The organism is Nitrosomonas sp. GH22, from assembly GCF_009833115.1.
In the GTDB taxonomy this organism is placed as follows: Bacteria; Pseudomonadota; Gammaproteobacteria; order Burkholderiales; family Nitrosomonadaceae; genus Nitrosomonas; species Nitrosomonas eutropha.
Map to the genome: position 1 here is coordinate 46,059 of NZ_QRCA01000038.1, position 22,566 is coordinate 68,624.

Annotated in this window: 26 protein-coding genes; 16 read left to right on the forward strand and 10 right to left on the reverse strand. The window is 44.2% G+C overall.

The window, feature by feature from the left end:
• Positions 1 to 3: 3 nt before the first annotated feature.
• From rfbD to ABF86_RS13190, 7 genes are all read right to left on the reverse strand, one after another.
• Positions 4 to 900, reverse strand: coding sequence for a dTDP-4-dehydrorhamnose reductase (gene rfbD, locus ABF86_RS10645; protein WP_041353591.1), 897 nt, complete (start codon positions 898 to 900; stop codon positions 4 to 6).
• Positions 897 to 1,958 carry a dTDP-glucose 4,6-dehydratase gene (rfbB, locus tag ABF86_RS10650; RefSeq protein WP_011635381.1) on the reverse strand — a complete coding sequence of 354 codons (1,062 nt, stop codon included), beginning with the start codon at positions 1,956 to 1,958 and terminating at the stop codon, positions 897 to 899. The genes rfbD and rfbB overlap by 4 nt, the downstream gene beginning before the upstream one ends.
• Positions 1,959 to 1,961: 3 nt before the next feature.
• The gene (tilS, locus tag ABF86_RS10655) at positions 1,962 to 3,341 is read right to left on the reverse strand and encodes a tRNA lysidine(34) synthetase TilS (protein WP_041353590.1); all 1,380 of its coding nucleotides are present in this window, start codon (positions 3,339 to 3,341) and stop codon (positions 1,962 to 1,964) included.
• A complete protein-coding gene (locus ABF86_RS10660) occupies positions 3,310 to 4,278 on the reverse strand; it encodes an acetyl-CoA carboxylase carboxyltransferase subunit alpha (RefSeq protein WP_011635379.1) in 969 nt (322 codons plus the stop codon). Before ABF86_RS10660 ends, tilS begins: the two co-directional genes overlap by 32 nt.
• 123 nt (positions 4,279 to 4,401) lie before the next feature.
• Positions 4,402 to 4,620 (reverse strand): heavy metal-associated domain-containing protein, encoded by a 219-nt coding sequence (locus tag ABF86_RS10665; RefSeq protein ID WP_011635378.1) that lies wholly within the window; start codon positions 4,618 to 4,620, stop codon positions 4,402 to 4,404.
• Positions 4,621 to 4,847: 227 nt separating this feature from the next.
• The gene (locus tag ABF86_RS13185; protein ID WP_309147360.1) at positions 4,848 to 5,159 is read right to left on the reverse strand and encodes a Bax inhibitor-1 family protein; all 312 of its coding nucleotides are present in this window, start codon (positions 5,157 to 5,159) and stop codon (positions 4,848 to 4,850) included.
• Entirely contained in the window at positions 5,138 to 5,560 is a 423-nt protein-coding gene (locus ABF86_RS13190; protein ID WP_309147361.1) for a Bax inhibitor-1 family protein, read from the reverse strand. Before ABF86_RS13190 ends, ABF86_RS13185 begins: the two co-directional genes overlap by 22 nt.
• Before the next feature lie 483 nt (positions 5,561 to 6,043).
• Here ABF86_RS13190 and coxB point away from each other — a divergent pair, with 483 nt between their 5' ends.
• The 7 genes from coxB (at position 6,044) to cyoE (ending at position 12,569) form a co-directional block, all read left to right on the forward strand.
• Positions 6,044 to 6,886 carry a cytochrome c oxidase subunit II gene (coxB, locus tag ABF86_RS10675; protein ID WP_074456126.1) on the forward strand — a complete coding sequence of 281 codons (843 nt, stop codon included), beginning with the start codon at positions 6,044 to 6,046 and terminating at the stop codon, positions 6,884 to 6,886.
• A gap of 59 nt (positions 6,887 to 6,945) precedes the next feature.
• Positions 6,946 to 8,523 (forward strand): cytochrome c oxidase subunit I, encoded by a 1,578-nt coding sequence (gene ctaD, locus ABF86_RS10680; RefSeq protein ID WP_011635376.1) that lies wholly within the window; start codon positions 6,946 to 6,948, stop codon positions 8,521 to 8,523.
• Positions 8,524 to 8,657: 134 nt separating this feature from the next.
• A complete protein-coding gene (locus tag ABF86_RS10685; protein ID WP_011635375.1) occupies positions 8,658 to 9,176 on the forward strand; it encodes a cytochrome c oxidase assembly protein in 519 nt (172 codons plus the stop codon).
• Between the two features lie 192 nt (positions 9,177 to 9,368).
• Complete coding sequence (locus ABF86_RS10690) at positions 9,369 to 10,214, forward strand: cytochrome c oxidase subunit 3 (RefSeq protein WP_011635374.1); 846 nt, start codon at positions 9,369 to 9,371, stop codon at positions 10,212 to 10,214.
• Between the two features lie 92 nt (positions 10,215 to 10,306).
• Complete coding sequence (locus ABF86_RS10695) at positions 10,307 to 11,026, forward strand: SURF1 family protein (protein ID WP_011635373.1); 720 nt, start codon at positions 10,307 to 10,309, stop codon at positions 11,024 to 11,026.
• A 256-nt stretch (positions 11,027 to 11,282) separates the two neighbouring features.
• Positions 11,283 to 11,582 (forward strand): hypothetical protein, encoded by a 300-nt coding sequence (locus ABF86_RS12925; RefSeq protein ID WP_240142312.1) that lies wholly within the window; start codon positions 11,283 to 11,285, stop codon positions 11,580 to 11,582.
• Between the two features lie 90 nt (positions 11,583 to 11,672).
• Positions 11,673 to 12,569 carry a heme o synthase gene (gene cyoE / locus ABF86_RS10705; RefSeq protein WP_011635371.1) on the forward strand — a complete coding sequence of 299 codons (897 nt, stop codon included), beginning with the start codon at positions 11,673 to 11,675 and terminating at the stop codon, positions 12,567 to 12,569.
• Between the two features lie 92 nt (positions 12,570 to 12,661).
• On the opposite strand, the gene ABF86_RS10710 is transcribed toward cyoE, so the two are convergent.
• Both ABF86_RS10710 and ABF86_RS10715 read right to left on the reverse strand, forming a co-directional pair.
• Entirely contained in the window at positions 12,662 to 14,029 is a 1,368-nt protein-coding gene (locus ABF86_RS10710; RefSeq protein WP_074456129.1) for an FAD-linked oxidase C-terminal domain-containing protein, read from the reverse strand.
• Between the two features lie 36 nt (positions 14,030 to 14,065).
• On the reverse strand, positions 14,066 to 14,653 hold the full coding sequence (locus ABF86_RS10715; RefSeq protein ID WP_074684986.1) for a BON domain-containing protein: 588 nt from the start codon (positions 14,651 to 14,653) through the stop codon (positions 14,066 to 14,068).
• 259 nt (positions 14,654 to 14,912) lie between these two features.
• Between ABF86_RS10715 and ABF86_RS10720 the strand changes: the two genes are divergently transcribed.
• From ABF86_RS10720 to dnaB, 9 genes are all read left to right on the forward strand, one after another.
• Positions 14,913 to 15,278 carry a response regulator gene (locus ABF86_RS10720; RefSeq protein ID WP_074456131.1) on the forward strand — a complete coding sequence of 122 codons (366 nt, stop codon included), beginning with the start codon at positions 14,913 to 14,915 and terminating at the stop codon, positions 15,276 to 15,278.
• 28 nt (positions 15,279 to 15,306) lie between these two features.
• Positions 15,307 to 15,786 (forward strand): chemotaxis protein CheW, encoded by a 480-nt coding sequence (locus ABF86_RS10725; protein ID WP_074456132.1) that lies wholly within the window; start codon positions 15,307 to 15,309, stop codon positions 15,784 to 15,786.
• 56 nt (positions 15,787 to 15,842) lie between these two features.
• Positions 15,843 to 16,730 carry an acetylglutamate kinase gene (argB, locus tag ABF86_RS10730; protein ID WP_074456133.1) on the forward strand — a complete coding sequence of 296 codons (888 nt, stop codon included), beginning with the start codon at positions 15,843 to 15,845 and terminating at the stop codon, positions 16,728 to 16,730.
• A gap of 519 nt (positions 16,731 to 17,249) precedes the next feature.
• Complete coding sequence (locus ABF86_RS10735) at positions 17,250 to 17,408, forward strand: hypothetical protein (protein WP_160803593.1); 159 nt, start codon at positions 17,250 to 17,252, stop codon at positions 17,406 to 17,408.
• A gap of 595 nt (positions 17,409 to 18,003) precedes the next feature.
• A complete protein-coding gene (gene rpsF, locus ABF86_RS10740; RefSeq protein WP_011635364.1) occupies positions 18,004 to 18,438 on the forward strand; it encodes a 30S ribosomal protein S6 in 435 nt (144 codons plus the stop codon).
• A 1-nt stretch (position 18,439) separates the two neighbouring features.
• On the forward strand, positions 18,440 to 18,748 hold the full coding sequence (gene priB / locus ABF86_RS10745) for a primosomal replication protein N (RefSeq protein WP_011635363.1): 309 nt from the start codon (positions 18,440 to 18,442) through the stop codon (positions 18,746 to 18,748).
• Between the two features lie 89 nt (positions 18,749 to 18,837).
• Complete coding sequence (gene rpsR / locus ABF86_RS10750) at positions 18,838 to 19,068, forward strand: 30S ribosomal protein S18 (protein WP_204987598.1); 231 nt, start codon at positions 18,838 to 18,840, stop codon at positions 19,066 to 19,068.
• A gap of 18 nt (positions 19,069 to 19,086) precedes the next feature.
• The gene (rplI, locus tag ABF86_RS10755) at positions 19,087 to 19,542 is read left to right on the forward strand and encodes a 50S ribosomal protein L9 (protein ID WP_011635361.1); all 456 of its coding nucleotides are present in this window, start codon (positions 19,087 to 19,089) and stop codon (positions 19,540 to 19,542) included.
• 105 nt (positions 19,543 to 19,647) lie between these two features.
• On the forward strand, positions 19,648 to 21,045 hold the full coding sequence (gene dnaB, locus ABF86_RS10760) for a replicative DNA helicase (protein WP_011635360.1): 1,398 nt from the start codon (positions 19,648 to 19,650) through the stop codon (positions 21,043 to 21,045).
• An 18-nt stretch (positions 21,046 to 21,063) separates the two neighbouring features.
• Here dnaB and ABF86_RS10765 read toward each other — a convergent pair whose 3' ends face one another.
• Positions 21,064 to 22,563: a YifB family Mg chelatase-like AAA ATPase gene (locus ABF86_RS10765; protein ID WP_011635359.1), complete on the reverse strand. Its 1,500-nt coding sequence runs from the start codon at positions 22,561 to 22,563 to the stop codon at positions 21,064 to 21,066.
• Between the last annotated feature and the right edge of the window lie 3 nt (positions 22,564 to 22,566).

The following is a 22,566-nucleotide window of genomic DNA, read 5'->3' on the forward strand; positions in this document are numbered from 1 at the left end:
GTTTTACTGTGAGTAAATTTCACTTAGCATACGAGTCACTCCGGTTTGCCAGTGTGGGAGATAGAGATTGAAAGTATTGCGCAACTTATCTGTATTCAAACGCGAATTTAAAGGGCGTTTGGCAGACGTTACAAAAGCCTTGCTGTGAATCGGAGTGACTGCACTTGGGCGGACCTTGACCAGAAGATTGTGTTCACAAGCAAAGTTCAGCAAAAATTGTGCGTAGTTGCACCAGGAAACTTCTCCATTAGCCGTAACATGATAGATACCTGATTTTTCAGGATGCCTCAGTAATTGTGGAATGGCCTGAGCTGTTACATCAGCCAGTAGTTCCGCACCTGTAGGCGCTCCGATCTGGTCATCAATAATTGTCAGCTGCTCTTTTTCTTGCGCGAGTCGCAAAATGGTTCTTATGAAATTCTTTCCGCGAGCTGCGTAGACCCAACTGGTGCGTAAAATCAGGTGCTTGCAGTTTGATTTCCGGATTGATTCTTCACCCCGTAATTTACTCTGGCCATAAATATTAACGGGTAAAGTTGGATCTGTTTCCAACCATGGGCGCTCACCACTACCATCGAATACATAATCGGTAGAATAATGAATCAGCCAGGCACCCATTTGTTCAGCCAGTTGCGCTAGTAATTCAGGCGCCTCGGTATTGATGCGAAAAGCTAGTTCTGGCTCATTTTCTGCCTGGTCAACCGCGGTATACGCTGCTGCATTGACGATAACGTCAGGGCGAATAGCCTGCAGCGTATGTGTCATTCCTGCCAGATTTGTCAGATCGCCGCAATAGTGTAAATCCCGTCGATCCAGCGCAATCAATTTGCCCAACGGAGCCAGGCTACGCTGTAGCTCCCAGCCGACCTGGCCATTTTTACCAAAGAGCAATATTTTCACTGTGATCGCCCGGTATAGTTAATTTCAACCCATTTCCGGTAGTCGCCCGATTGCACTTCTGCAACCCAGTCATGATTTTCCAGATACCATTGAATAGTTTTACGGATACCAGTCTCAAATGTTTCCAGCGGCCTCCAGCCAAGTTCTCGTTCTATTTTATGTGCGTTGATCGCATAGCGACGATCGTGGCCAGGGCGATCAGCCACATGAGTAATTAGTGCGCGATAATCTTTTTGTTGAAATTGCTGAAGTACGTCGCAAATGGTGTGTATGATTTCAAGATTACTTTTTTCATTCCAGCCTCCAATATTGTAGGTTTCCCCTGGTTGTCCTTTTTCCAGAACAACACGAATAGCTTGGCAGTGATCATTTACATACAGCCAGTCGCGGATCTGCTGGCCATCCCCATAAACAGGCAGCGGTTTGCCTGCTAGAGCATTGACGATCATCAGAGGAATCAGTTTCTCAGGAAACTGATATGCCCCATAGTTGTTGGAACAATGTGTAGTCAGTACCGGCAGGCCATAAGTATGGTGGTAGGCACGGACAAGACAGTCACTGGAGGCCTTGCTGGCGGAATAAGGGCTATTAGGTTGAAAGCAGTGATTTTCAGTAAATGCAGGAGCATCCTTGGTTAATGTGCCGAAAACCTCATCTGTAGAAACATGCAGGAATCGGAAATTTTCCTTGCGTGAGACAGACAAATCTCCCCAGTAATGACGAGCTGCTTCCAGCAACCGGAATGTGCCGGTGATGTTGGTCTGAATAAAATATTCGGGCCCATGGATAGAGCGATCCACATGGCTTTCTGCCGCCATATGAATAATGGCACGAGGTTGATAGCGTTCAAGGAGAGTGGATATTCTCTCACTATCGCAGATGTCCCCCTGCACAAAGATATGCTGAGGATTATTGGTGAGTGAAACAAGATTATGCAGATTTCCAGCGTAGGTCAATTTGTCAAGGTTAACGATATTCTCATCCGTATTCTTGACCCAATCCAGTATGAAATTTGTTCCTATAAAACCGGCGCCGCCGGTAATCAAGATCGTTGACATATATCAGTGAATTGAAGATTGATTGGTCTGATCGGGGCGCCATGTTACCACTAGCCCGGCTCTTCCCATTGGTGCCTGAAAGTTACAGTCGATGCCGATTCCAGCTACCCAGACAAGCTGATCCCCACAGAAAAGTAACGGCAATGTGTTGCGCTTCCACGGAGGAAGTGAGGCTTCCTGTAGAATTTTTTTCAGGCTGCGACGAGGACGTTTACAATCTGGCTGGAATCGTTCTCCACCGGATCGTGAACGGATTGTAACAATCTGCTGATCCAGTTTGGCCAGGTCAATTCCCGCGTTGTCTTGCCGAGTAAACTCAAGTATGCCTTTCAATGGTTCAATAGCCAAGCGTTGCTGGCCTTGCCAGATAACAGGCGATATTGATTCCGACAGGGAATCAGCAGGCAGAAATTCGATTAGTCCACGGTAGCAGCGAATTTCCAAAGCATCTACCTCGAACTGAAAATGGGTATCAGCTTGTATGTTATGCAGCTGACGCAAAATCTCTTCCAGTTTTGCGGAACTTGGCAACCGCACCATTTGCTGTGCTAACAAATAACGCAGCAAATTCCCAGCACGGGCTAGATCAAGCTCACGCAGCCCTCGCAAGCTCAATTTATCTACGATCATAGTATTTTCAGCATCTATTTTTGCCAGTTCATCCAGTAAATGAGCTGCTTCACCAAGATGTCGGGCAGATCTGGACAATATCTTGCGGTAAGAGGGGTAGCGCTGTTCTATTAAAGGTAAAATCCGGTGCCGTAAAAAATTACGGTCATAAGAAACATCCAGATTGCTTTCATCGGTTACCCATGACAAACCATGCAACTTTGCATATTTCATGATTTCTGAGCGCGGAACATTAAGTAAGGGTCTGAGTAATTTGATGGCTTTGCCTGATTCAAATAATCTGACTGTCGGCATAGCACTGAGCCCTTTAACACCTGCACCACGCAATAGCTGCAGTAGCAATGTCTCAACCTGATCATCCTGATGTTGCGCCAACAAGACATAATCTGCCTGAATTTGCCTGAATATTTGATAACGAGCTTCTCTGGCAACCGCTTCCAGGCTTTCCTGTGGCTGCTTACTGATCTTTAATCGATGAATTGATAAGGGAATAGCAACACTGTCGCAAAGTGTTTGGCAGAAAGCACTCCATTGACCTGAATATGTGCTGATACCATGTTCAACATGAATTGCAGATACATCCAGTGGCATTAATTTGGAAAACTTTATAAGCAGGTGTAGCAATACCACAGAATCTACGCCACCACTCAGAGCAACTACCAGACAATCACCAGGCCTGATTTGTGCATTCAGATTATGGAAAAAACAGCTGGTTATATCATTAATCGGGTTTATTGATTTTGAATCTGCCATATCCAAGCAGCCGATCAAGGCGTTTCTGCAGTAATGTTTCCAAAGGAATATCCTGCAATTTCCGTAGTGATTCTTGCAATGCCTGTCTGACGGATTGCATCACAGCCGGGTAGTCACGGTGTGCACCACCAACAGGTTCGGGAATGATGGTATCGATTAGGGCCATTTCTTTGAGGCGGTCGGCAGTAATACCCAGTATCTCAGCTGCATCGGATGCCTTGTCCGCACTTTTCCATAAAATAGATGCACACCCTTCCGGCGAGATTACTGAATAGACTGAATATTGCAGCATCAGACTGGTATCACCCACAGCAATAGCCAGTGCCCCCCCTGATCCACCTTCGCCGATAATAATACAAATAATAGGGATCCTAAGCCCTGCCATAACATAAAGATTTTTACCAATAGCTTCAGATTGCCCACGCTCTTCGGCATCTATACCTGGATAGGCGCCTGGTGTATCAACAAAGGTGATCAGTGGAATCGAGAATTTTTCTGCAAGACGCATGAGTCGGAGTGCTTTGCGATACCCTTCCGGCTTGGGCATGCCAAAATTACGATAGATTTTTTCCTTGGTATCGTGTCCTTTCTGGTGCCCAATCAGCATAACAGTCTGACCGTTAAAGTGCGCCAGTCCACCAACAATAGCCCGATCATCCGCGAAATTTCTATCGCCATGCAATTCTTCAAAATCTGTAAATAGATGTTTTATATAATCAAGCGTGGACGGGCGTAGAGGATGACGTGCCACTTGTGAAATCTGCCAAGGTGTTAGTTTTGCATAAACACTTTTGGTCAGTCCTTGGCTTTTTGCTTGTAAGCGAGTGATTTCAGCCGAGATGTCCAATGCAGAATTATCCTGGGCAAAGCGCAATTGCTCTATTTTTGCCTCAAATTCCTCAATGCCTTTTTCAAAGTCCAGAAAGACGTTTTTCATGCAGATTGATAAGATTGAAAGAAGTGAAAAAGCGCGATGATACAGGATTAACCTGTATCACTCATTGATGTCTAAAAGAATCGAGCGGGCATGTAACACCGAAAGCCAATTACCTCTATATTATTATGACAGTTGCTGTCTGACCACTTCAAATCCGGCGCCTTCAATTACCTGGCTAAAAACTATATCTTCGCGCGAACCATCATGCTGAACGATTGCCTGTCCATTAATAAGAGATACCTCAACATTGTTTACCCCGGGAATCTTTTCTAATACGGCCTTGACACTGCTGACACACCCTCCACAAGTCATTCCCTTGATATGAACAATAGTCGTTGGCATAAAAAACTCCTCTTGCTAAAAGATAAAATGAACAAAGTTCCTGCTTGCCAGAATTTTTAACAGTGCTGAACTGAGATTGCTGATACGGCCAAATCAAGATCACATACGCCCCCACACAACTCTTACAGATTATTTTTGGCACATGCGGTAAACCTCGTCCTCTCAACAAACAGCGCTTCAGTAATTAATGCAGACAGTTTATTTGTTTTTTTATCAAGCCATTAACTTCAGTCTCTTTCACCCAGCAAGGCAAGCAATAACTGCACCAGATTTATTATAAACAAATTAGATAGACTGAGATAAATACCCGGTGCCGCCATAACGTAGTTGGTTTCACCGCTATTTATGATCCGGCTTACATCGAACAGGATAAACCCAGAGAAAACCAGTATTGCTACAGCTGGAATAGCCAGTGAAACTGCCGGGATTACCAGAAATAAATTAACCAGAGAAGCTAAAATAACCAATATCAGTCCGGCCAGCAAAAAATTACCAAGGAACCCGAAATCCTTACGAGTTACCGTTGCCGCGCTTGCCAATGTAAAAAAATGATACCGGTTCCTGCAGCAGCAAGACCAATCAGCTGGGTACCATTGTTAAACTGTAACGCATACTGAAGCAAAGGGCCCAACCACCACCCGGCAACAAAGGTAAACAAGGAAAGAAGAATTACGCCTCCAATGCTGTTGCGTGTAGCACTGGCAGCAAACATTAAACCAATCATTGCGGCCAGCATTATATGTGAACCCATAATTGGAGATTGTGCCAAGAACGAAAAATCTGTATTAACGCCAATAGCTGAGCCAGCTATGGTTGGAATCATGGTTAATGCACGCATCAAATAAGTATTTCTCAACACCTTGTTATGTATACTTGGACTTAATGCCTTTAATACAGGAATCAGGAATACAGGAACTGCATATTTGGAATCAGATTGCATATCCTTTATCTTCACTAAAAATTAAATGAATGTGAGCAACTTAGGCTACCTTGAGGAGACAAAAGTTGCAATTCGATTCTCAAGCTGCCGCATATATCCACTTTATCACAAGGGTTTTAGTAAATTATTTATCAAATTCTCTATATTTGTAGACGAACAAACTCCATACAAAATGACAAAATAAAAAATATCTCAAGGCAGCAAAGGGTATTGGGATACAAGAAGATAAAAAGAGCAATATCCATGATAATTACATGGATATTTTTTCTATAAAAATCATGCATCTTCCTTCTTGTGCAAGCAGCGTCTGGATGCTAAGATTGCCCCAAAAAAATCGTCACTCGGCTCCTGCTTCTGTTTGTTGGTTCGGCTAAACGGCTAGGCAAATATTCTTATGAGCAGCTAATTGTGAGGCGTGGAGATGCTACAGGATCACAGGCGAGCTGCTGAAATTGATTTGGTAATTAATGTGGGGGGTAAGATATGAAGGGTAGTAAGTTGATGGCGTTGCTATCAAGTTTTGTAGTTCTTGGTTCTTATTCAGGGCTGGCGATATCAAGCAAGTATAACCTGCCTGAACCACAGACTCCGATTGCACAGGAGATATATGATCAGCACATAATGGCTTTATGGATCTGTCTGATAATATTTGTCGGTGTATTCGGTGTGATGGGTTATTCCATTGTCAAGCACCGTAAATCGGTTGGCTATAAAGCAGCAAATTTTCATCACAGCACGGTTGTTGAGCTGGTGTGGACAGCTATTCCTGTATTGATCTTAATCGCAATATCATGGCCAGCAACCAAAACAATTATTGCAATGAAAGATACAAGTGAAGCAGACATTACCATCAAGGCCACCGGATATCAGTGGATGTGGGGATATGACTACATTCAAGGAGAAGGTGAGGGAATCAGTTTTTACAGTCAGTTGTCTACTTCTCAGGATCAGATCCGTAACCAGGCGCCTAAGGGGGAAAATTATTTGCTGGAAGTGGATAATCGTGTGGTAGTACCAACTGGCAAGAAAATTAGAGTACTCATGACAGCCAATGATGTCATCCATGCTTGGTGGGTACCTGCGCTTGGCGTAAAGCAAGACGCTATACCTGGATTTATTCGTGATGCATGGTTTAAAGTCGAAAAGCCAGGTATCTATCGTGGCCAGTGTGCTGAGCTTTGTGGCAAGGAACATGGATTTATGCCGGTAGTCGTAGAAGTAATGGAACAGGAAAAATATAGTCAGTGGGTTGCGGAGAGGCAAAAAACCGCATCAGCTGCAGTTGTGAATACAGCGCTCGTTAAAAATGAGGCGAGTAAAAACTGATATATCCAGATACGGTTAGTCGGGATATAGATCAAATTAGATTAAAAAAGGAGAAGATAATGGCGGTAATACAAGATGTACATGGCCATACACATGATCATCCGACCGGTATAATGCGTTGGCTAACCACTACCAACCATAAAGATATCGGAACGCTTTATTTGTGTTTTAGTCTGGCTATGTTGTTTGTTGGTGGTTTTTTGGCCATGGGTATCAGAGCAGAACTTTTTATGCCTGGTATTCAGATATTGGAGCCTGAAGTATTTAATTCATTTACCACATTGCATGGCCTGATCATGGTATTTGGTGCCGTAATGCCAGCGTGGGTGGGATTTGCGAATTGGCAGATACCATTAATGATAGGTGCCCCAGATATGGCTTTTGCTCGTCTGAATAACTGGAGTTTCTGGTTGTTGCCGATTGCAGCATTGTTATTAATAACTTCATTTTTTGTGCCCGGCGGGGCAGCGGCCGGTGGCTGGACATTCTACCCACCACTATCCACACAAGGTGGTATGGGGACGGACATGATGTTGTTTGCAGTGCATGTCTTTGGAATGTCTTCAATTATGGGTTCTATCAACATCATTACAACCATCTTGAATATGCGCGCACCAGGCATGACATTGATGAAGATGCCAATGTTCGTGTGGAGCTGGTTAATTACTGCATACCTACTTGTATTAGTAATGCCGGTATTGGCTGGAGCTGTGACAATGGTCCTTACAGATCGTAACTTTGGTACAAGCTTCTTCAATGCTGCTGGCGGCGGTGACCCGGTTATGTTTCAACACATCTTCTGGTTCTTCGGACACCCGGAGGTATATATCATGATATTACCGGCGTTTGGTGTGGTTTCCGAGGTTATTACAACATTTTCACGTAAACCTTTGTTTGGTTATACATCAATGGTTTATGCGATTGCCGCAATTGCATTGTTATCTTGCTTTGTATGGGCGCATCACATGTTTACTGTTGGTATGCCTGTTACTGGACAACTGTTCTTCATGTACGCAACGATGTTGATTGCTGTACCAACCGGCGTTAAGGTCTTTAACTGGACCGCAACCATGTGGCGAGGCTCTTTGACCTTTGAAACACCGATGTTGTTTTCAATAGGGTTTATCGTTCTGTTCGTTATTGGTGGATTCAGCGGTGTTGTTTGCGCAATAGTCCCAATCGATGTGCAAGTACAAGATACATACTATGTCATTGCGCACTTCCATTACGTGTTGGTTTCGGGGGCATTGTTTGCATTATTCTCAGGTGCATACTACTGGTTACCAAAATGGACTGGTCATATGTACAACGAAACATTGGGTAAGTGGCATTTCTGGCTGTCAATGATTTTCTTTAATGTAGCATTCTTTGTTCAGCATTTCCTTGGATTAGCTGGTATGCCTCGTAGAATTCCGGATTATGCACTCCAGTTTGCTGACTTCAATATGATTTCCAGTATTGGTGCATTTGGATTCGGATTGACACAGTTGCTATTTGTATACATTGTTATTAAATGTGTACGTGGTGGAGAAAAGGCTGCAGATAAAACATGGGAAGGGGCACATACTTTGGAATGGACGCATTTGCCTTCACCAGCTCCATACCATAGTTTTGAAACACCACCTGTCGTTAAATAAGCAGGTATAGAAATGACTGAAAATAAGGATACAGAATTACAACGCAGAAAATTACGTACTGCATCAATTCTAGTTATCTTGGTAATAGTAGTTTTTATAGTAACCGCTGTATCTAAATAGGAATAAAACAAGACGTGACCAAGACCAGCAACATAGATATATTAAAAAAATTACTTATTTTTAGTGTGGTTATGTTTGGTTTTGGTTACGCGCTTGTACCTATATACAAGAAATTCTGTGAAGTAACCGGTATATACGAGCTAGAACGTCCGGACACAGTATCTAAAAAGATCAAAGTAGATATTACAAGGGAGATCAATTTACAGTTAGATGCAAATATACGTGGACTTCCCTGGAAATTTAAGCCACTGCAATCTCATATTCGTTTACATCCTGGCAAACTTACAGAAGTTATGTATGAAATCAGTAACGAATCTGAAGAGCCTCAAATTGGGCAGGCTATCCCAAGTTACAGCCCCAAAAACCTTGAAAGATATTTGAAAAAAGTTGAGTGTTTTTGTTTCTCACAACAGGAACTCGGTGGTAAGGAGACCAAGCAATTACCAGTCAGATTTCTGATAGATCCAGAAATGCCTGACGATATTCATACCGCGACAATTTCATATACCTTTTTCAAAGTTAAAGCTAATTAAACAGGGGTGTGCACAAATAAAGGTATTATTAAGTGGTACTCTTCTATTTCAAGTTACAGAGATTGTTTGGCTTTATTTATACCAAGTTCAACAATAATCAGTAACTTTGCATAGCATGCAGTTTTATTTTAAATTAATTATCAATAGTCGGGCTTGTAGCAGGTTAAGTTTAATAATGAGGAGGAAGATTATATGAGTCAAGGAACGGGTTATTATGTACCCTCTCCATCCAAGTGGCCAATCATAGGAACAGCGGCTCTCTTTTTCATGGCGTTTGGGGCGGCATTTACTATGAGTAAATTGCCTCTTGGATATGGCATGTTGCTCACTGGGTTGGCCATACTCGCCTTCCTGATTTATGGCTGGTTCCGAGAAGTTGCACTTGAAAGTGAAGCAGGCAAGTATAAGGTTCAAGAAGATAAATCCTTCAGATGGAGTATGGGATGGTTTATTTTCTCCGAAGTTATGTTCTTTGCATCATTTTTTGGTGCATTGTTTTATATGCGTGTTCTTTCAGTACCTTGGCTGGCTGGATCCGGACAGGAGCTGCTTTGGCCTGATTTTGCCGGAGGATGGCCTACAGCCGGGCCGGGATTTGATGAGAAATTTACCCCTATGGGAGCATGGGGAATCCCTGCCATCAATACGACGTTGTTGCTGACTTCTGGTATCACTATCACTCTCGCACATTGGGCATTAAAAAAGAATGACCGCGGTGCTTTAAAGCTATGGTTATTTGCGACTATAGCATTGGGTATCACGTTCCTTGGTTTCCAGATATATGAATATGGACATGCATATGCTGATCTGAACCTCAAGATGACCAGTGGTGCATATGGATCAACTTTCTTCATGTTAACGGGATTCCATGGATTCCACGTAACGGTTGGCACAATTATGTTGATCGCAATCTTCTTCAGAAGTTTGAACGGCCATTTTACGCCGGAACACCATTTTGGATTTGAAGGGGTAGCCTGGTACTGGCACTTCGTTGACGTTGTTTGGTTGGCATTGTTTATATTTGTCTATTTACTGTAACTCGTAGAAGTAAATAACGGAGAAAAGGTTCGATTCTGTCAGATAAAGAATCGAACCTTAAAAATTTATATGGTTGTGTACAAGGCTATCTGATGCCTGGTTTTCTACAACAATTCAAGCCATCGCTATGGTCAACAATAGTTACTATATTTGCGATCGCTGTCTTTTTGAAACTGGGTTTTTGGCAATTATCCAGAGCAGAGGAAAAAGATAATCGTTTTTCTCTTATAGAATACTATGCCCAGCAACCACCCGTTATAATTCCAGAATCACTTGTAAAGCTAAACGATTATTTATATCGTCGAGTTGAAGTTGATGGGTATTTTGATCCGGAGCGGAGTATATTTCTTGATAACAAAATTCATCAGGGAATTGCGGGCTATCATGTACTTACGCCCCTACGATTAGCGAACAGCTCAATAGATATATTGGTCAATCGGGGCTGGGTAGCTGTAGGTAATGACCGGTCAGTTTTGCCCAATATTCGCACCCCAAAAGGATTGGTTCATATCCTCGGAATCGTAGTATCACCATCAATCAAAACGCTATCGCTTTCAGACGATGATATTAAAGGTAACGTTTGGCAAAATTTTGACCTGGATACTTATCAAGGCATGACCGGTCTTACCTTGCAACCTTTGTTACTATTGCAGCAAAATGATGCAACAGACGATGGTTTAATTAGGCAATGGGGAAATCCGGATTCCGGTTCTTCAAGAAATACAGGTTACGCTCTTCAGTGGTTCTCATTCGCCGCAATGACTTTTATCATCTACATTGTATTAAATGTCAAACGAAAAAGTAACGCGTAGTCGACTTACTCTAATTATATTAATACTGGTGATATTATCGCCAATCGTAATCTCATCCATCTTGCACCGATGGGATTTCCGTCCGGACCAAACCGTAAATTATGGTGAGTTACTGGAAGTCAAACCATTACAGGGGACAGCAACAAATCTCAAAGACAACACAATCTTCCGAAGTCGTCAATTAAAAGGCACGTGGAGTTTATTGACGATTGACTCGGGAAAGTGTGATGGATATTGTCAGGAAAAACTTTACATAATGAGACAAATTCGCTTGGCTCAGAATGTTGATAAGGATAAGGTTCAGCGAATATGGTTAATTAATGACGATATCAAACCTAATCCTGAAATAATGGATAAATATGAAGGTACTAGATTGGTTCTTGCACAGGGAAGAAATCTATTGGATGAATTCCCCTTTGTGAGCAGACAGGATGATCACATCTATGTTATCGATCCGATGGGGAATTTAATGATGAGATATCCCAAGGATCCAGATCCAAAAAAGATGATTGGAGATTTGAAAAGATTGCTAAAACTTTCACATCCCGAGTATTAGCTGAAGATTCCCAGATAGCATATTAGTGAAAGAAAGCAAACAGGTGCCATAACATCTGTAACTATGAATTAGTTTCATAAGGAGTGAGTGATGTCAACAAATCCATTAGTCTGGCAACAGGCGACTGTGCGTATTCAGCAGTTTTACCGACTTACTAAACCACGAGTAGTTTCTCTAATCGTTTTCACTGCTGTGATTGGTATGTTTTTATCGGTCCCTGGCGCGGTGCCCCTAGACAAGTTGCTCCTGGGTACGATTGGAATATCACTTGTTGCCGGCGCAGCTGCCGCGCTTAATTGCCTGGTTGAGTATAAGTTTGATGCAATCATGGCTCGAACAAAGGGACGACCCTTACCCCAGGGAAAAGTAAGTGTTCCTGAAACGCTGTTCTTTCTGGTAATGGTTGGCGGGCTTGGGCTCTTCATTCTCCACCAATGGATAAACCCTTTGACCATGTGGCTAACTCTCGGCACATTTGTAGGGTATGCAATTATATACACTGTAATACTCAAACCACTCACACCACAAAATATCGTCATTGGGGGGGCGTCTGGCGCTATGCCACCTGTATTGGGGTGGGCAGCAATTACAGGGGAAATCTCAGCTGATGCCTTGTTATTGTTCCTCATTATTTTTGCCTGGACACCTCCACATTTCTGGGCACTGGCGCTTTACCGTAAGTCAGATTATGCAAAAATTGGGATGCCAATGCTCCCGGTAACACACGGTGAGGAGTTTACTCGCCTGCATGTATTACTTTATACAATCATTCTTTGTATCGCTACAGTTTTGCCCTATCTCACTCAGATGAGTGGCTTGATTTATCTCGTAAGTGTGCTGATTCTTGATGCAATATTTCTTTATTACGCTATCAGGATCTACTTGCACTACACTGACCAAATTGCCAGGGAGGCTTTCCGCTACTCTATAATTTATCTGGCGTTGCTGTTTACCGCGCTATTGGTGGATCACTATTTTTATTTCTGATACCAGAAACAAACGAATTCTCTAAAAAAACAGCCCGGTAAAGATGTAATTTTTATCGAGCTGTTTTTTTTGTTTATCTGGCTGAAAAACATTCAAGGAAATAATTTCCCTGGATTCAAGATATTACAAGGATCAAATGTTAATTTGATCTGCTTCATTAAAGTCAAAGTAGCCTCATTGAGTTCTTTATTGATATAAGGTCGCTTTTCAGAACCGATACCATGCTCACCAGAAAGTGTTCCATTAAGGCTGATCACCAGATCAAATATCTGATTCAGGCATTTATACGCGCGCCCACTCTCTCCAGGATTATCCGGATCAATCAGCAGATTAACATGAATATTTCCATTGCCAGCATGGCCAAAATTTACGTTGGGTATCTGATATTGCTTACATAATGAAGATAATCCGGTTAACAGTCGGGGAATTTTATCGACAGGCACTACAATATCCTCATTTATTTTCTTCGGCGCGATATCTCTTAGCAAGGGTGATAACGTTTTTCTGGCCTTCCACAAATCCGCAGCATTTTGGACAGGTAATGCCTTTAACAACCCGGAATTTTGGCAAGCAGCTAGAAGCCTGGTTGTTGTTTCCGAAATTTCGTGTTCTGTACCATCGACTTCTATCATCAACATGGCACGAGAATCGTCCGGCAACATTCCAGGATTCCTGGAACGAATAAGATCAAGTGAGCCGGAATCCAGAAATTCAAGCGCGCTGGGTCCTTGCGGCTCTTTCATAATAGTTGCTATCGCTGATGCACAACTCACAGCATTCTGATAATGAGCAACAAGTCCGCTTCTTGCCGCAGGTAACGGGGTTAACTTAAGTGTTGCCTCGGTTATAACGGCAAGTGTACCTTCTGATCCGATCAACAGCCGGGTGAGGTCGTACCCGACAACACCCTTGGTGGTATAGCACCCCGTTTTAATAATATCACCCTGTCCTGTTACTGCAGTCAGCCCTAATACATGATCGCGGGTTGTGCCATATTTAACAGCATGTGGCCCCCCTGCACAGGTGGCAAGATTTCCGCCGATACTTGAAAAAGCAGCACTGGAAGGATCGGGTGGCCAAAAAAAACCAGAAGGCTTGACAGCCGCCTGGACAGATTCATTTAAAACACCCGGTTCTGCAACGAGTACTCGATTGGCCGTGTCGATCGATATGATCCGTGTCATGCGTTCCAATGAAAGTGAAGCTCCTCCTTGCTCAGCAAGACTGCCGCCAGCAGTGCCGGTACCTCTCCCACGAGGTGTTAAGGGAATCTTAAATCGATTACATAACTGGATTATCTTCACGACTTCATCAGTCGTCAAAGGAAAAATGACACACTCAGGCGGAAAATACTTCCTACTGTTATCGTAAGCGTAAGCGTAACAATCAACCGGATCAAGATAGAGACGGTCGGATGGAATCAGATTCTGTAGTAACTGAATAAACTCAGCGGGCAGCATTTATTGATGCCTGAAGATGTTCTGAAAAGGTACTTACTAATCAAGATATTCAAATACCTTAACCACCCTTAATACACTTTCCGTCGTACTGGCAATACGTGTAGCGGTGTCCCCCTCTTTTCTGGTAACCAGCCCCAGTAAATACACCACACCGTTTTCTGTAACAACTTTTATGTGATTCATCTGGAACACCTTGTTATTAATGAAACGGGCCTTTACCTTGGAAGTAATTAACGCATCATTACTGCGAGAAGATAACGAGCTCTTGGGAGCAATAGTAATTTCATTGGAAATATTTTGTACGTTTTCAATGCTCATTGCCAATTTCTCAATCTCTTTTTTGGTGAATTCATCGGGGGCCTCACCAGTCAGCAAAACGTTACGGTTAAAACTGGTGACATTGACATGCACTCTGTCGCCCAATCGTTCGCCAATTCTGCGATTGGTTTTAAGTTCAATTCCCTCGTCATCTATGTACATTCCACTACTACGGCGATCTTCTACCATTAACGCTCCGGCTCCCGCACCAACCCCCACGCCTGTTAAGATCATTGGCGCACAACCTGGTAGAAGGAATAATAAAGCCTGTACCCACAATATCAATCTGATGAAAGTGTTTTGCATAATGATTTAAACGTAAAATAAACTTAATCTATGTACCCAAAATAAAAGTCTGAAAACGCTCGGGCACAAGTCATTGAACGAGCAGCAAAATTATACGAAAATACAAAGCGTATAGTCTAACATTGCTTTAACCTATACTGATGATTAACCGCTGTGCTTTATTGTCTGCGGGTAAAGCCTTAAAATACAAAATTGATATTTCTGCCCGGTTTTATTTGGAGACCGTGTAAACAAATACAAATTTTATTGAGAATCTCGCATGATAGTCAGGACGATATTGGTAGTCGATGACTCACCGACAGATCGCCACATTCTTTCCAGCATACTGACCCAAAACGGGTATCAGGTAGGTGTGGCTGAAAGTGGTGAGGAAGGCGTTACCAAGGCCCGAGAAACTTGGCCTGATCTGGTTTTGATGGATGTAGTAATGCCCGGCATCAACGGCTATCAAGCAACACGCATGCTTGCACAAGATAGTGCAACTCGCCATATTCCTATCATCCTGTGCACAACCAAAGATCAGCAAACCGATAAAATCTGGGGGCTGCGGCAAGGTGCGCAGGATTATATTACCAAGCCAGTTATGGCTGCAGAATTACTGCAAAAAATTGCCAGACTGAGTTAATATTTAAAAACAGATCACGCTGAATACCATGCTGACTGAGCAAATCAATAATAAAACTCAGGAAGTTCCACTCTCCATCCCTGTATTGGGAGTCACGATTGGTGAAGATCGCTGGCTGATCCCAATGGATGCCATCAGTGAAATATTGCCGGTCCCGAAAATAACACCGGTTTTTCTGACACATCTATGGTTTCTGGGCATTATCAATGTACGCGGCAATATTTACGGCTTATGTGATCTGGCTCATTACCTGGATAAGAAGACAACCCGCATTAATGTGAGAACCCGGGTCTTTTTGACAGATTCCCATCCGGGAACTGGCTATGCCATATTGGCTGAAAGTGTTCTTGGTATCCGGGATCTGATGGAATTTACTCGCCAGCCAGATCATGAGGACGAGCGGTCTGTCATCGCCGATGTATACAATGACCGCCAGAACAGACTTTGGCGCAAGCTGAATTTGCCTGCACTAGTACGGCTCAAATCCTTCCTTCAAGCAAGCAGTTAAATTGTCCCGGGTACTCCATTCCGATTTCACCATAAACAATAAAATCCCTCTTCACCATGCAATCTTCCCATGCTGTTAACGAAAAAGTCGAAATCCTCGCTGAGGCATTGCCATACATACGACGCTTCCATAATAAAACCATCGTAATCAAATACGGCGGCAATGCTATGACCGAGGAAATACTCAAACAAAGTTTTGCTAAAGATGTGGTATTGCTGAAATTGGTCGGCATGAACCCGGTCATCGTCCATGGCGGCGGCCCGCAAATAGACAGCATGCTGAAGCGCGTCGGTAAGGAAGGCGTCTTCATACAAGGGATGCGAGTTACAGATGCCGAAACTATGGATATCGTCGAGATGATACTTGGCGGGCTTATCAACAAAGAAATTGTCAATCTTATCAACCGTCATGGTGGGCAAGCAGTAGGGCTCACCGGCAAAGACGGAATGTTTATTCGCGCGAAAAGAATGCTGATCAAAGACAAAGAAGATGCCGAGAAGTGGATCAATATTGGCCAGGTTGGCGAAATAGAGTATATCGATCCCTCGCTGATCAAGCTACTGGACGCTCGCGACTTCATTCCTGTAATAGCCCCTATCGGTGTCGGTGAAGAGGGTGAATCCTACAATATCAATGCTGATCTTGTTGCAGGTCGCCTAGCGGAGACACTCAAAGCTGAAAAGCTGATATTAATGACCAATACACCTGGTGTACTGGATAAAAATGGCAATCTGCTCACAGGCCTGACTGCCAGCCGAGTAGATGAACTATTTGCCGATGGCACCATCTCCGGCGGAATGTTGCCCAAAATCAAATCAGCGCTGGATGCCGTAAAGAATGGTGTCAAATCCTGCCATATCATCGACGGACGTGTACAACATGCCCTTTTGCTTGAAATACTGACTGATGAAGGAGTGGGGACCTTGATCAAAAGCGAGGGGTAAAGAACAAACTGGAGCAGAGGTAATCTGCTCTGCCTTGATTCACTGAAGGGAGAGGTTGCTTGTCTTGGAAGACTTCTTTGAACAGGCTCTAAAAACATCTAAGGAGTCTCTGCACAAATCCTTTGATAAGATTTGTTATTTATCTTTTTTCTATTGTCATCACTCATGTGACCAGATGAGTTTCAGTGGTCTTGAACAAGCCCACAAGAAGAAGGTCACGCGGCGAGAGTGATTTTTTGTACAGATTGAGCGTTTGCTTCTCTGGTCAGAGCTTGTTGTCCTGATCGAACCGTATTGCCCGACAAGTGGGCATCGTGGCGAACAACCACTGCAATTGAAAAGTATGTTGCGCGTGCATATTGTCCAAATTGCCTACAACTACTCTGATCCGGACATGGAAGATGCACTTGATGAGATTGCCAGCCTGATTGCCGCACCGCCTTCTACCAGGAGTACTGAAGGCAAACGTGATTCTGAAATGTACTCAAGCAAGCAAAAAAGGCAACCCATGACATTTTGGTGCCAACACTGCTGTGTGGCGAAGAAACGGTTATCCTGGGTGATATCGGCTACCAGGGCTTGCAAAAGTGCCCGGAGATGCAGACAGAAGCCACCGCTTCAATCAAAGCCATCGTTATTGCACCACGTCCTGGGGAAACTCAAGCAATTAAAAGCTGAGAGTAACTGCAAAATTTCATGCCCGCTCCTGGCCTTGCATCGCAAAGTAGCGGGATATGCGCCAAAGTGGAATCTGTGTTCCGGGATATGAAAGTTCGCTTTGGTGATGCAAGCTACGCTATCGCAGTTTGGCAAAAAATCAGAGCCGCTTTCTGCCCGGCCGCTCTGTCTGATAGTATTGCATGGTGAGGCGTATTTGCACCGTAACGGGATAGTGCGTTTTGAAACAGAAATAGCCAGAAAAAAGCTATTTTGTGCCTAAAATTGATAAAATCTCAGGAAAATTTAAATAAATCATGGCTTTTGGATCAATGATTATTGGTACAGATGTACCTTAAACCCGTTTACATCAAAACTTTCTACTCGTATTTTGCAAATCTCGCGCATGCTCAGGAAAAGAAAAATCTAATTTTTTTGAAGTTTAGTCACTGATTAAGTAGAATTATCAAACTGTTGTTTAAATACTTACAAAAGCAACAGGTTTATCAATGCGATTCGATACAACATCGATGCATAAGTTCTAAGCTGATCCCTTGCCTTACTTCCCCGTTCTACACTGAAAACGTTGCAAGAAGGCTTTACCCACAAGGAAATTATGAGACATTACGAAATTATATTTATTGTTCACCCAGACCAAAGCGAGCAGGTATCTGCCATGATTGAGCGCTATAGTAATATGATCACTGAAAGGTCTGGAGGAATTCACCGATTGGAAGACTGGGGACGCAGACAACTCACTTATCCCATACAAAAACTGCATAAAGCGCACTATATTTTAATGAATATCGAATGCGATCAAGAATCTCTTAATGAATTGGAGCACAGCTTCAAATTTAATGACGCCATTCTTCGCCATCTTGTTATCCGTATGAATGGCCCGGTTACAACCCCTTCCCCTATGATGCAAGATGACAAATCGAAACCCGATGAAAATAGCAGGGGCACTGCGGCTCCCACAGTGAACGTAGCCGATGATTCGGCTAGTGGCGCACAAGTAGTAGCAGCTGAGGAAAACGATACCCAATCCTGATATGAGGTTTCCACCGAACCTGAATCAGGTGATTATCGGTGGAAAGATTGTTGATCTGAATACACCTCGCTATACGCCTGTCGGTATTATGATTGCCGAGTTTAGACTGAGCCATGTTTCCAGCCAGGAGGAAGTTGGCATCCAGCGCAAGATTGAATTTGAACTTGCGGCAATCGCCATGGCAGACATGGCTGAAAAAATTGTTCGCATGGGACCTGGCAGTCATGTCGAACTTACCGGCTTCATGACAAAAAAAAACCGCTTAAGTAACCAGCTTGTTTTGCATGTTAGTGATGCCAGAATTATCTGAAAATAAATACCAAATATAGACGCTCTTAATGGAGAAATAATATGAGATTTTCAAGAAACAAAGATGCAAAGAACAAGATGAAGGACCGGATGGCAAATCGGCCACTATTCAAACGCAAAAAATTCTGTCGGTTTACAGCTGAGGGAATTAAAAAAATAGACTATAAAGATGTTGATCTGCTGAAAGATTTTATCAGCGAGAATGGCAGAATTATACCGGCTCGAATTACAGGTACACGCTCATACTATCAACGTCAATTAAACTTGGCTATCGAACGCGCTCGTTTCCTGGCGTTATTACCCTATACTGATCAGCACTAAGCAATCGGGAGAAACAGCATGCAAGTAATTTTGTTAGAGAAAATCGTCAAGCTTGGTTCACTGGGCAGTATTGTGAATGTCAAGCCAGGGTATGCTCGCAATTATCTGATCCCTCAGGGAAAAGCAAAGAGAGCAACCGAAAGGGTTATAGCCGAATTTGAAACACAACGCGCGGAGCTGGAAAAGAAACAAGCCGATATTTTAGATGCAGCGGGCGCACAGGCAGCAAAACTGGATGGACTACTCATACAAATCTCCCAGAAAGCAGGTGTGGATGGCAAACTTTTTGGATCAGTCACCAGTGCAAATATTGCCGAGGAGTTGTGCAAACAGGATTTTGCAATTGAAAAATCCATGATTCGTATGCCTGAGGGACAAATCAAACAAGTAGGTGATTATACGGTTATCGTTGTACTGCATAACGAGGTATCGGCTCATATTACTGTATCGGTGTTAGGCGAAACAACAAACTGACATCACTGGGTAAAGACCAAACAAAAAAAGGACTACCCGGTCCTTTTTTTGTTTCTCCATCAGACACTACCATCCGACCCTGGCTATTAGCCACCATTAATTCACATGAATCCATCCACTACCAACTTTATTCAGAACCTTGCTGATAACAGTATTTACAAGCTCCCGCCCCACTCCATCGAGGCTGAACAATCCGTCCTTGGTGGACTCATGCTGGATAATCAGGCATGGGACAAAGTAGCGGACATCATTATCGAGAGTGATTTCTATCGCCAGGATCATCAACTCATTTACCAACACATCTGCCGGCTTATAGAACAAAGTAAGCCGGCAGATGTAATAACTGTTGCAGAATCTCTTGAAAATGCGGCCCAACTGCAACACGCGGGTGGGCTAGCCTATATCGGTGCCATTGCACAGAATACTCCGTCTGCAGCCAACATCCGCCGTTATGCGGAAATCGTACGGGAACGTTCAATCATGCGCAAGCTGGCGCAAGTCAGCACACAAATAACTGATTCAGCTTACAATCCTGCAGGCCGTTCTGCGGGTGATCTGCTGGATGAAGCAGAAAGCAGAATATTTGAAATCGCTGAACAAAGTGCGCACGGGAAACAAGGATTTGTTGATATCCAACCATTGCTCAAGCAAGTAGTTGAGCGAATCGAGATGCTCTATAACCGGAGCAATCCCAGCGATATTACCGGCATTCCATCCGGCTTCAGCGATCTCGATCAAAAAACTTCTGGTTTCCAAGCCGGTGACCTGATCATCGTTGCCGGGCGACCTTCGATGGGAAAAACCGCCTTTGCGCTCAATATCGGAGAACATGTCGCACTGGAAGCTGGCAAACCAGTGGCAGTGTTCAGTATGGAAATGGGGGGCGCACAGCTTGCCATGCGTATGTTGGGCTCAATCGGGCGATTGGATCAACACAAAGTACGCACAGGCCAACTGGATGATGATGACTGGCCCAGACTCACCCATGCATTGGGAAAGCTAAACGATGCGCCGATATTTATTGATGAAAGTGCTGCACTGAACTCTCTGGAGCTGCGTGCCCGCGCTCGGCGTTTGTATCGTCAGCATGAAGGGCTGGGGCTCATCATTATTGACTACCTGCAACTCATGTCATCAACCTCGCCCAACAGTGAAAGCCGCGCCGCCGAAATTTCAGAGATTTCACGCTCACTGAAGGCACTGGCAAAAGAATTGCAGGTTCCCGTAATCGCTTTGTCGCAGCTGAATCGTGGCCTCGAACAACGCCCCAACAAACGTCCGATTATGTCTGATTTGCGTGAATCAGGCGCTATCGAACAGGATGCAGATGTTATTTTGTTTATTTATCGGGATGAAGTTTATAATCCGGATACTCAGGACAAGGGTATTGCTGAAATTATCATCGGCAAGCAGCGTAACGGGCCGATTGGCAAAGTTGATCTGACTTTTCTGGGCGAATTTACAAGATTTGAAAATTGTGCACGTACCGCTGACTATTACTGATTCAACCTGTCCGAACAATTAATTTATACCCATACGGCGGTACTGAATAGCTTCCGCCACATGCTTTCCCAAAATAGGTTTACTGCCTGACAAATCTGCAATGGTTCGAGCCAGCTTCAGTATTCTGTGATAAGCCCGTGCTGAGATATTCAAATGGGTCATGGCTCGTTCCAGCATACGCTTCCCCTCCGCATCCAGAACACAATATTTTTCAATTTCCTGCACCCCTAACCTCGTATTGGGTACGTGTTGACGATTTAACTGACGTTGCCGGGCAACCAACGTTCGTTCTCGAATAACAGCGCTGGATTCACCCGGACCGGGGCGCAACATATCCTCCTTCGGCAAAGCAGGGACTTCAATCTGAATATCGATTCGATCCAGCAACGGACCGGAAACCTTGCCACGATAACGCGCTACCTGATCAGGTGTACAACGACATTTATTGGTGTAATGCCCCAAATACCCGCATGGACATGGGTTCATTGCAGCAATAAGTTGAAATCTGGCTGGAAAATCTGCTCGGCGTGCAGCGCGTGAAATGGTAATGTGACCGGATTCAAGCGGTTCACGCAGCACCTCCAGAACCCGCCGATCAAATTCGGGTAACTCATCAAGAAACAGCACTCCATGCATGGCCAGTGAAATCTCACCCGGGCGTGGAATACTGCCCCCACCCACCAATGCCACGGCCGAGGCAGTATGATGGGGTGACCGAAACGGGCGACGCTTCCAGTTAGCCAGATCAAAACTGCCACTCCCCAAAGATTGAATGGCAGCCGATTCCAGCGCCTCCTGTCCGGTCATGGGCGGCAAAATTCCCGGGATACGCTTGGCTAACATGGTTTTTCCCGTGCCCGGTGGGCCAATCATCAGCACACTGTGTCCACCTGCAGCAGCGATCTCCAACGCGCGCCTGGCCTGCATCTGCCCTTTGACATCTCCCATGTCCGGATAATCATTTGATTCTAACTCAGCCGATCCACCACGATAAGGTTGCCATGGCTCCTGCCCAGTCAGATATGCACACAGCTGCAGCAGCGAAGCAGCAGGATAGATAGTCGCCTCTTTGACCAGTGCTGCTTCGCCGGCATTTTGCTCTGGCAAAACGAAACTGCGGCCTGAACGGGAGGCACTGTAAGTCATGGCCAGTGCGCCACGAATCGGGCGCAGGCGACCATCAAGAGACAACTCCCCTGCCCATTCATACTGATCGAGTTTATTTGCAGGAATCTGCCCGGTTGCCGCTAAGATGCCCAGCGCGATAGGCAAATCGAAACGCCCGCTTTCCTTGGGTAAATCAGCCGGTGCAAGATTAACCGTAATACGCCGGGCAGGAAATTTGAATCGTCCATTCTGCAGTGCGGCGCGCACCCTGTCTTTACTTTCCCTGACTTCCGTTTCCGGAAGCCCAACGATAGTAAATTTTGGTAAACCGTTAGCAAGATGCACCTCTACGGTCACTAGCGGCGCGTCCACTCCACACAATGCACGGCTATACAGAATAGCCAGAGACATAAA

Bases quoted from the DNA above. Each gene is read 5' to 3' on its own strand.
- ABF86_RS13190 (WP_309147361.1), bottom strand. From the start codon at position 5,560: ATGCAATCTGATTCCAAATATGCAGTTCCTGTATTCCTGATTCCTGTA.
- ABF86_RS10765 (WP_011635359.1), bottom strand. From the start codon at position 22,563: ATGTCTCTGGCTATTCTGTATAGCCGTGCATTGTGTGGAGTGGACGCG.
- ABF86_RS10660 (WP_011635379.1), bottom strand. From the start codon at position 4,278: ATGAAAAACGTCTTTCTGGACTTTGAAAAAGGCATTGAGGAATTTGAG.
- dnaB (WP_011635360.1), top strand. From the start codon at position 19,648: ATGAATCCATCCACTACCAACTTTATTCAGAACCTTGCTGATAACAGT.
- ABF86_RS10720 (WP_074456131.1), top strand. From the start codon at position 14,913: ATGATAGTCAGGACGATATTGGTAGTCGATGACTCACCGACAGATCGC.
- priB (WP_011635363.1), top strand. From the start codon at position 18,440: ATGAGGTTTCCACCGAACCTGAATCAGGTGATTATCGGTGGAAAGATT.
- ABF86_RS10695 (WP_011635373.1), top strand. From the start codon at position 10,307: ATGCCTGGTTTTCTACAACAATTCAAGCCATCGCTATGGTCAACAATA.
- rfbB (WP_011635381.1), bottom strand. From the start codon at position 1,958: ATGTCAACGATCTTGATTACCGGCGGCGCCGGTTTTATAGGAACAAAT.
- ABF86_RS10710 (WP_074456129.1), bottom strand. From the start codon at position 14,029: ATGCTGCCCGCTGAGTTTATTCAGTTACTACAGAATCTGATTCCATCC.
- ABF86_RS10665 (WP_011635378.1), bottom strand. From the start codon at position 4,620: ATGCCAACGACTATTGTTCATATCAAGGGAATGACTTGTGGAGGGTGT.
- rpsF (WP_011635364.1), top strand. From the start codon at position 18,004: ATGAGACATTACGAAATTATATTTATTGTTCACCCAGACCAAAGCGAG.
- ctaD (WP_011635376.1), top strand. From the start codon at position 6,946: ATGGCGGTAATACAAGATGTACATGGCCATACACATGATCATCCGACC.
- ABF86_RS10725 (WP_074456132.1), top strand. From the start codon at position 15,307: ATGCTGACTGAGCAAATCAATAATAAAACTCAGGAAGTTCCACTCTCC.
- ABF86_RS10690 (WP_011635374.1), top strand. From the start codon at position 9,369: ATGAGTCAAGGAACGGGTTATTATGTACCCTCTCCATCCAAGTGGCCA.
- ABF86_RS12925 (WP_240142312.1), top strand. From the start codon at position 11,283: ATGAGACAAATTCGCTTGGCTCAGAATGTTGATAAGGATAAGGTTCAG.
- tilS (WP_041353590.1), bottom strand. From the start codon at position 3,341: ATGGCAGATTCAAAATCAATAAACCCGATTAATGATATAACCAGCTGT.
- coxB (WP_074456126.1), top strand. From the start codon at position 6,044: ATGAAGGGTAGTAAGTTGATGGCGTTGCTATCAAGTTTTGTAGTTCTT.
- ABF86_RS10715 (WP_074684986.1), bottom strand. From the start codon at position 14,653: ATGCAAAACACTTTCATCAGATTGATATTGTGGGTACAGGCTTTATTA.
- rplI (WP_011635361.1), top strand. From the start codon at position 19,087: ATGCAAGTAATTTTGTTAGAGAAAATCGTCAAGCTTGGTTCACTGGGC.
- rpsR (WP_204987598.1), top strand. From the start codon at position 18,838: ATGGCAAATCGGCCACTATTCAAACGCAAAAAATTCTGTCGGTTTACA.
- argB (WP_074456133.1), top strand. From the start codon at position 15,843: ATGCAATCTTCCCATGCTGTTAACGAAAAAGTCGAAATCCTCGCTGAG.
- cyoE (WP_011635371.1), top strand. From the start codon at position 11,673: ATGTCAACAAATCCATTAGTCTGGCAACAGGCGACTGTGCGTATTCAG.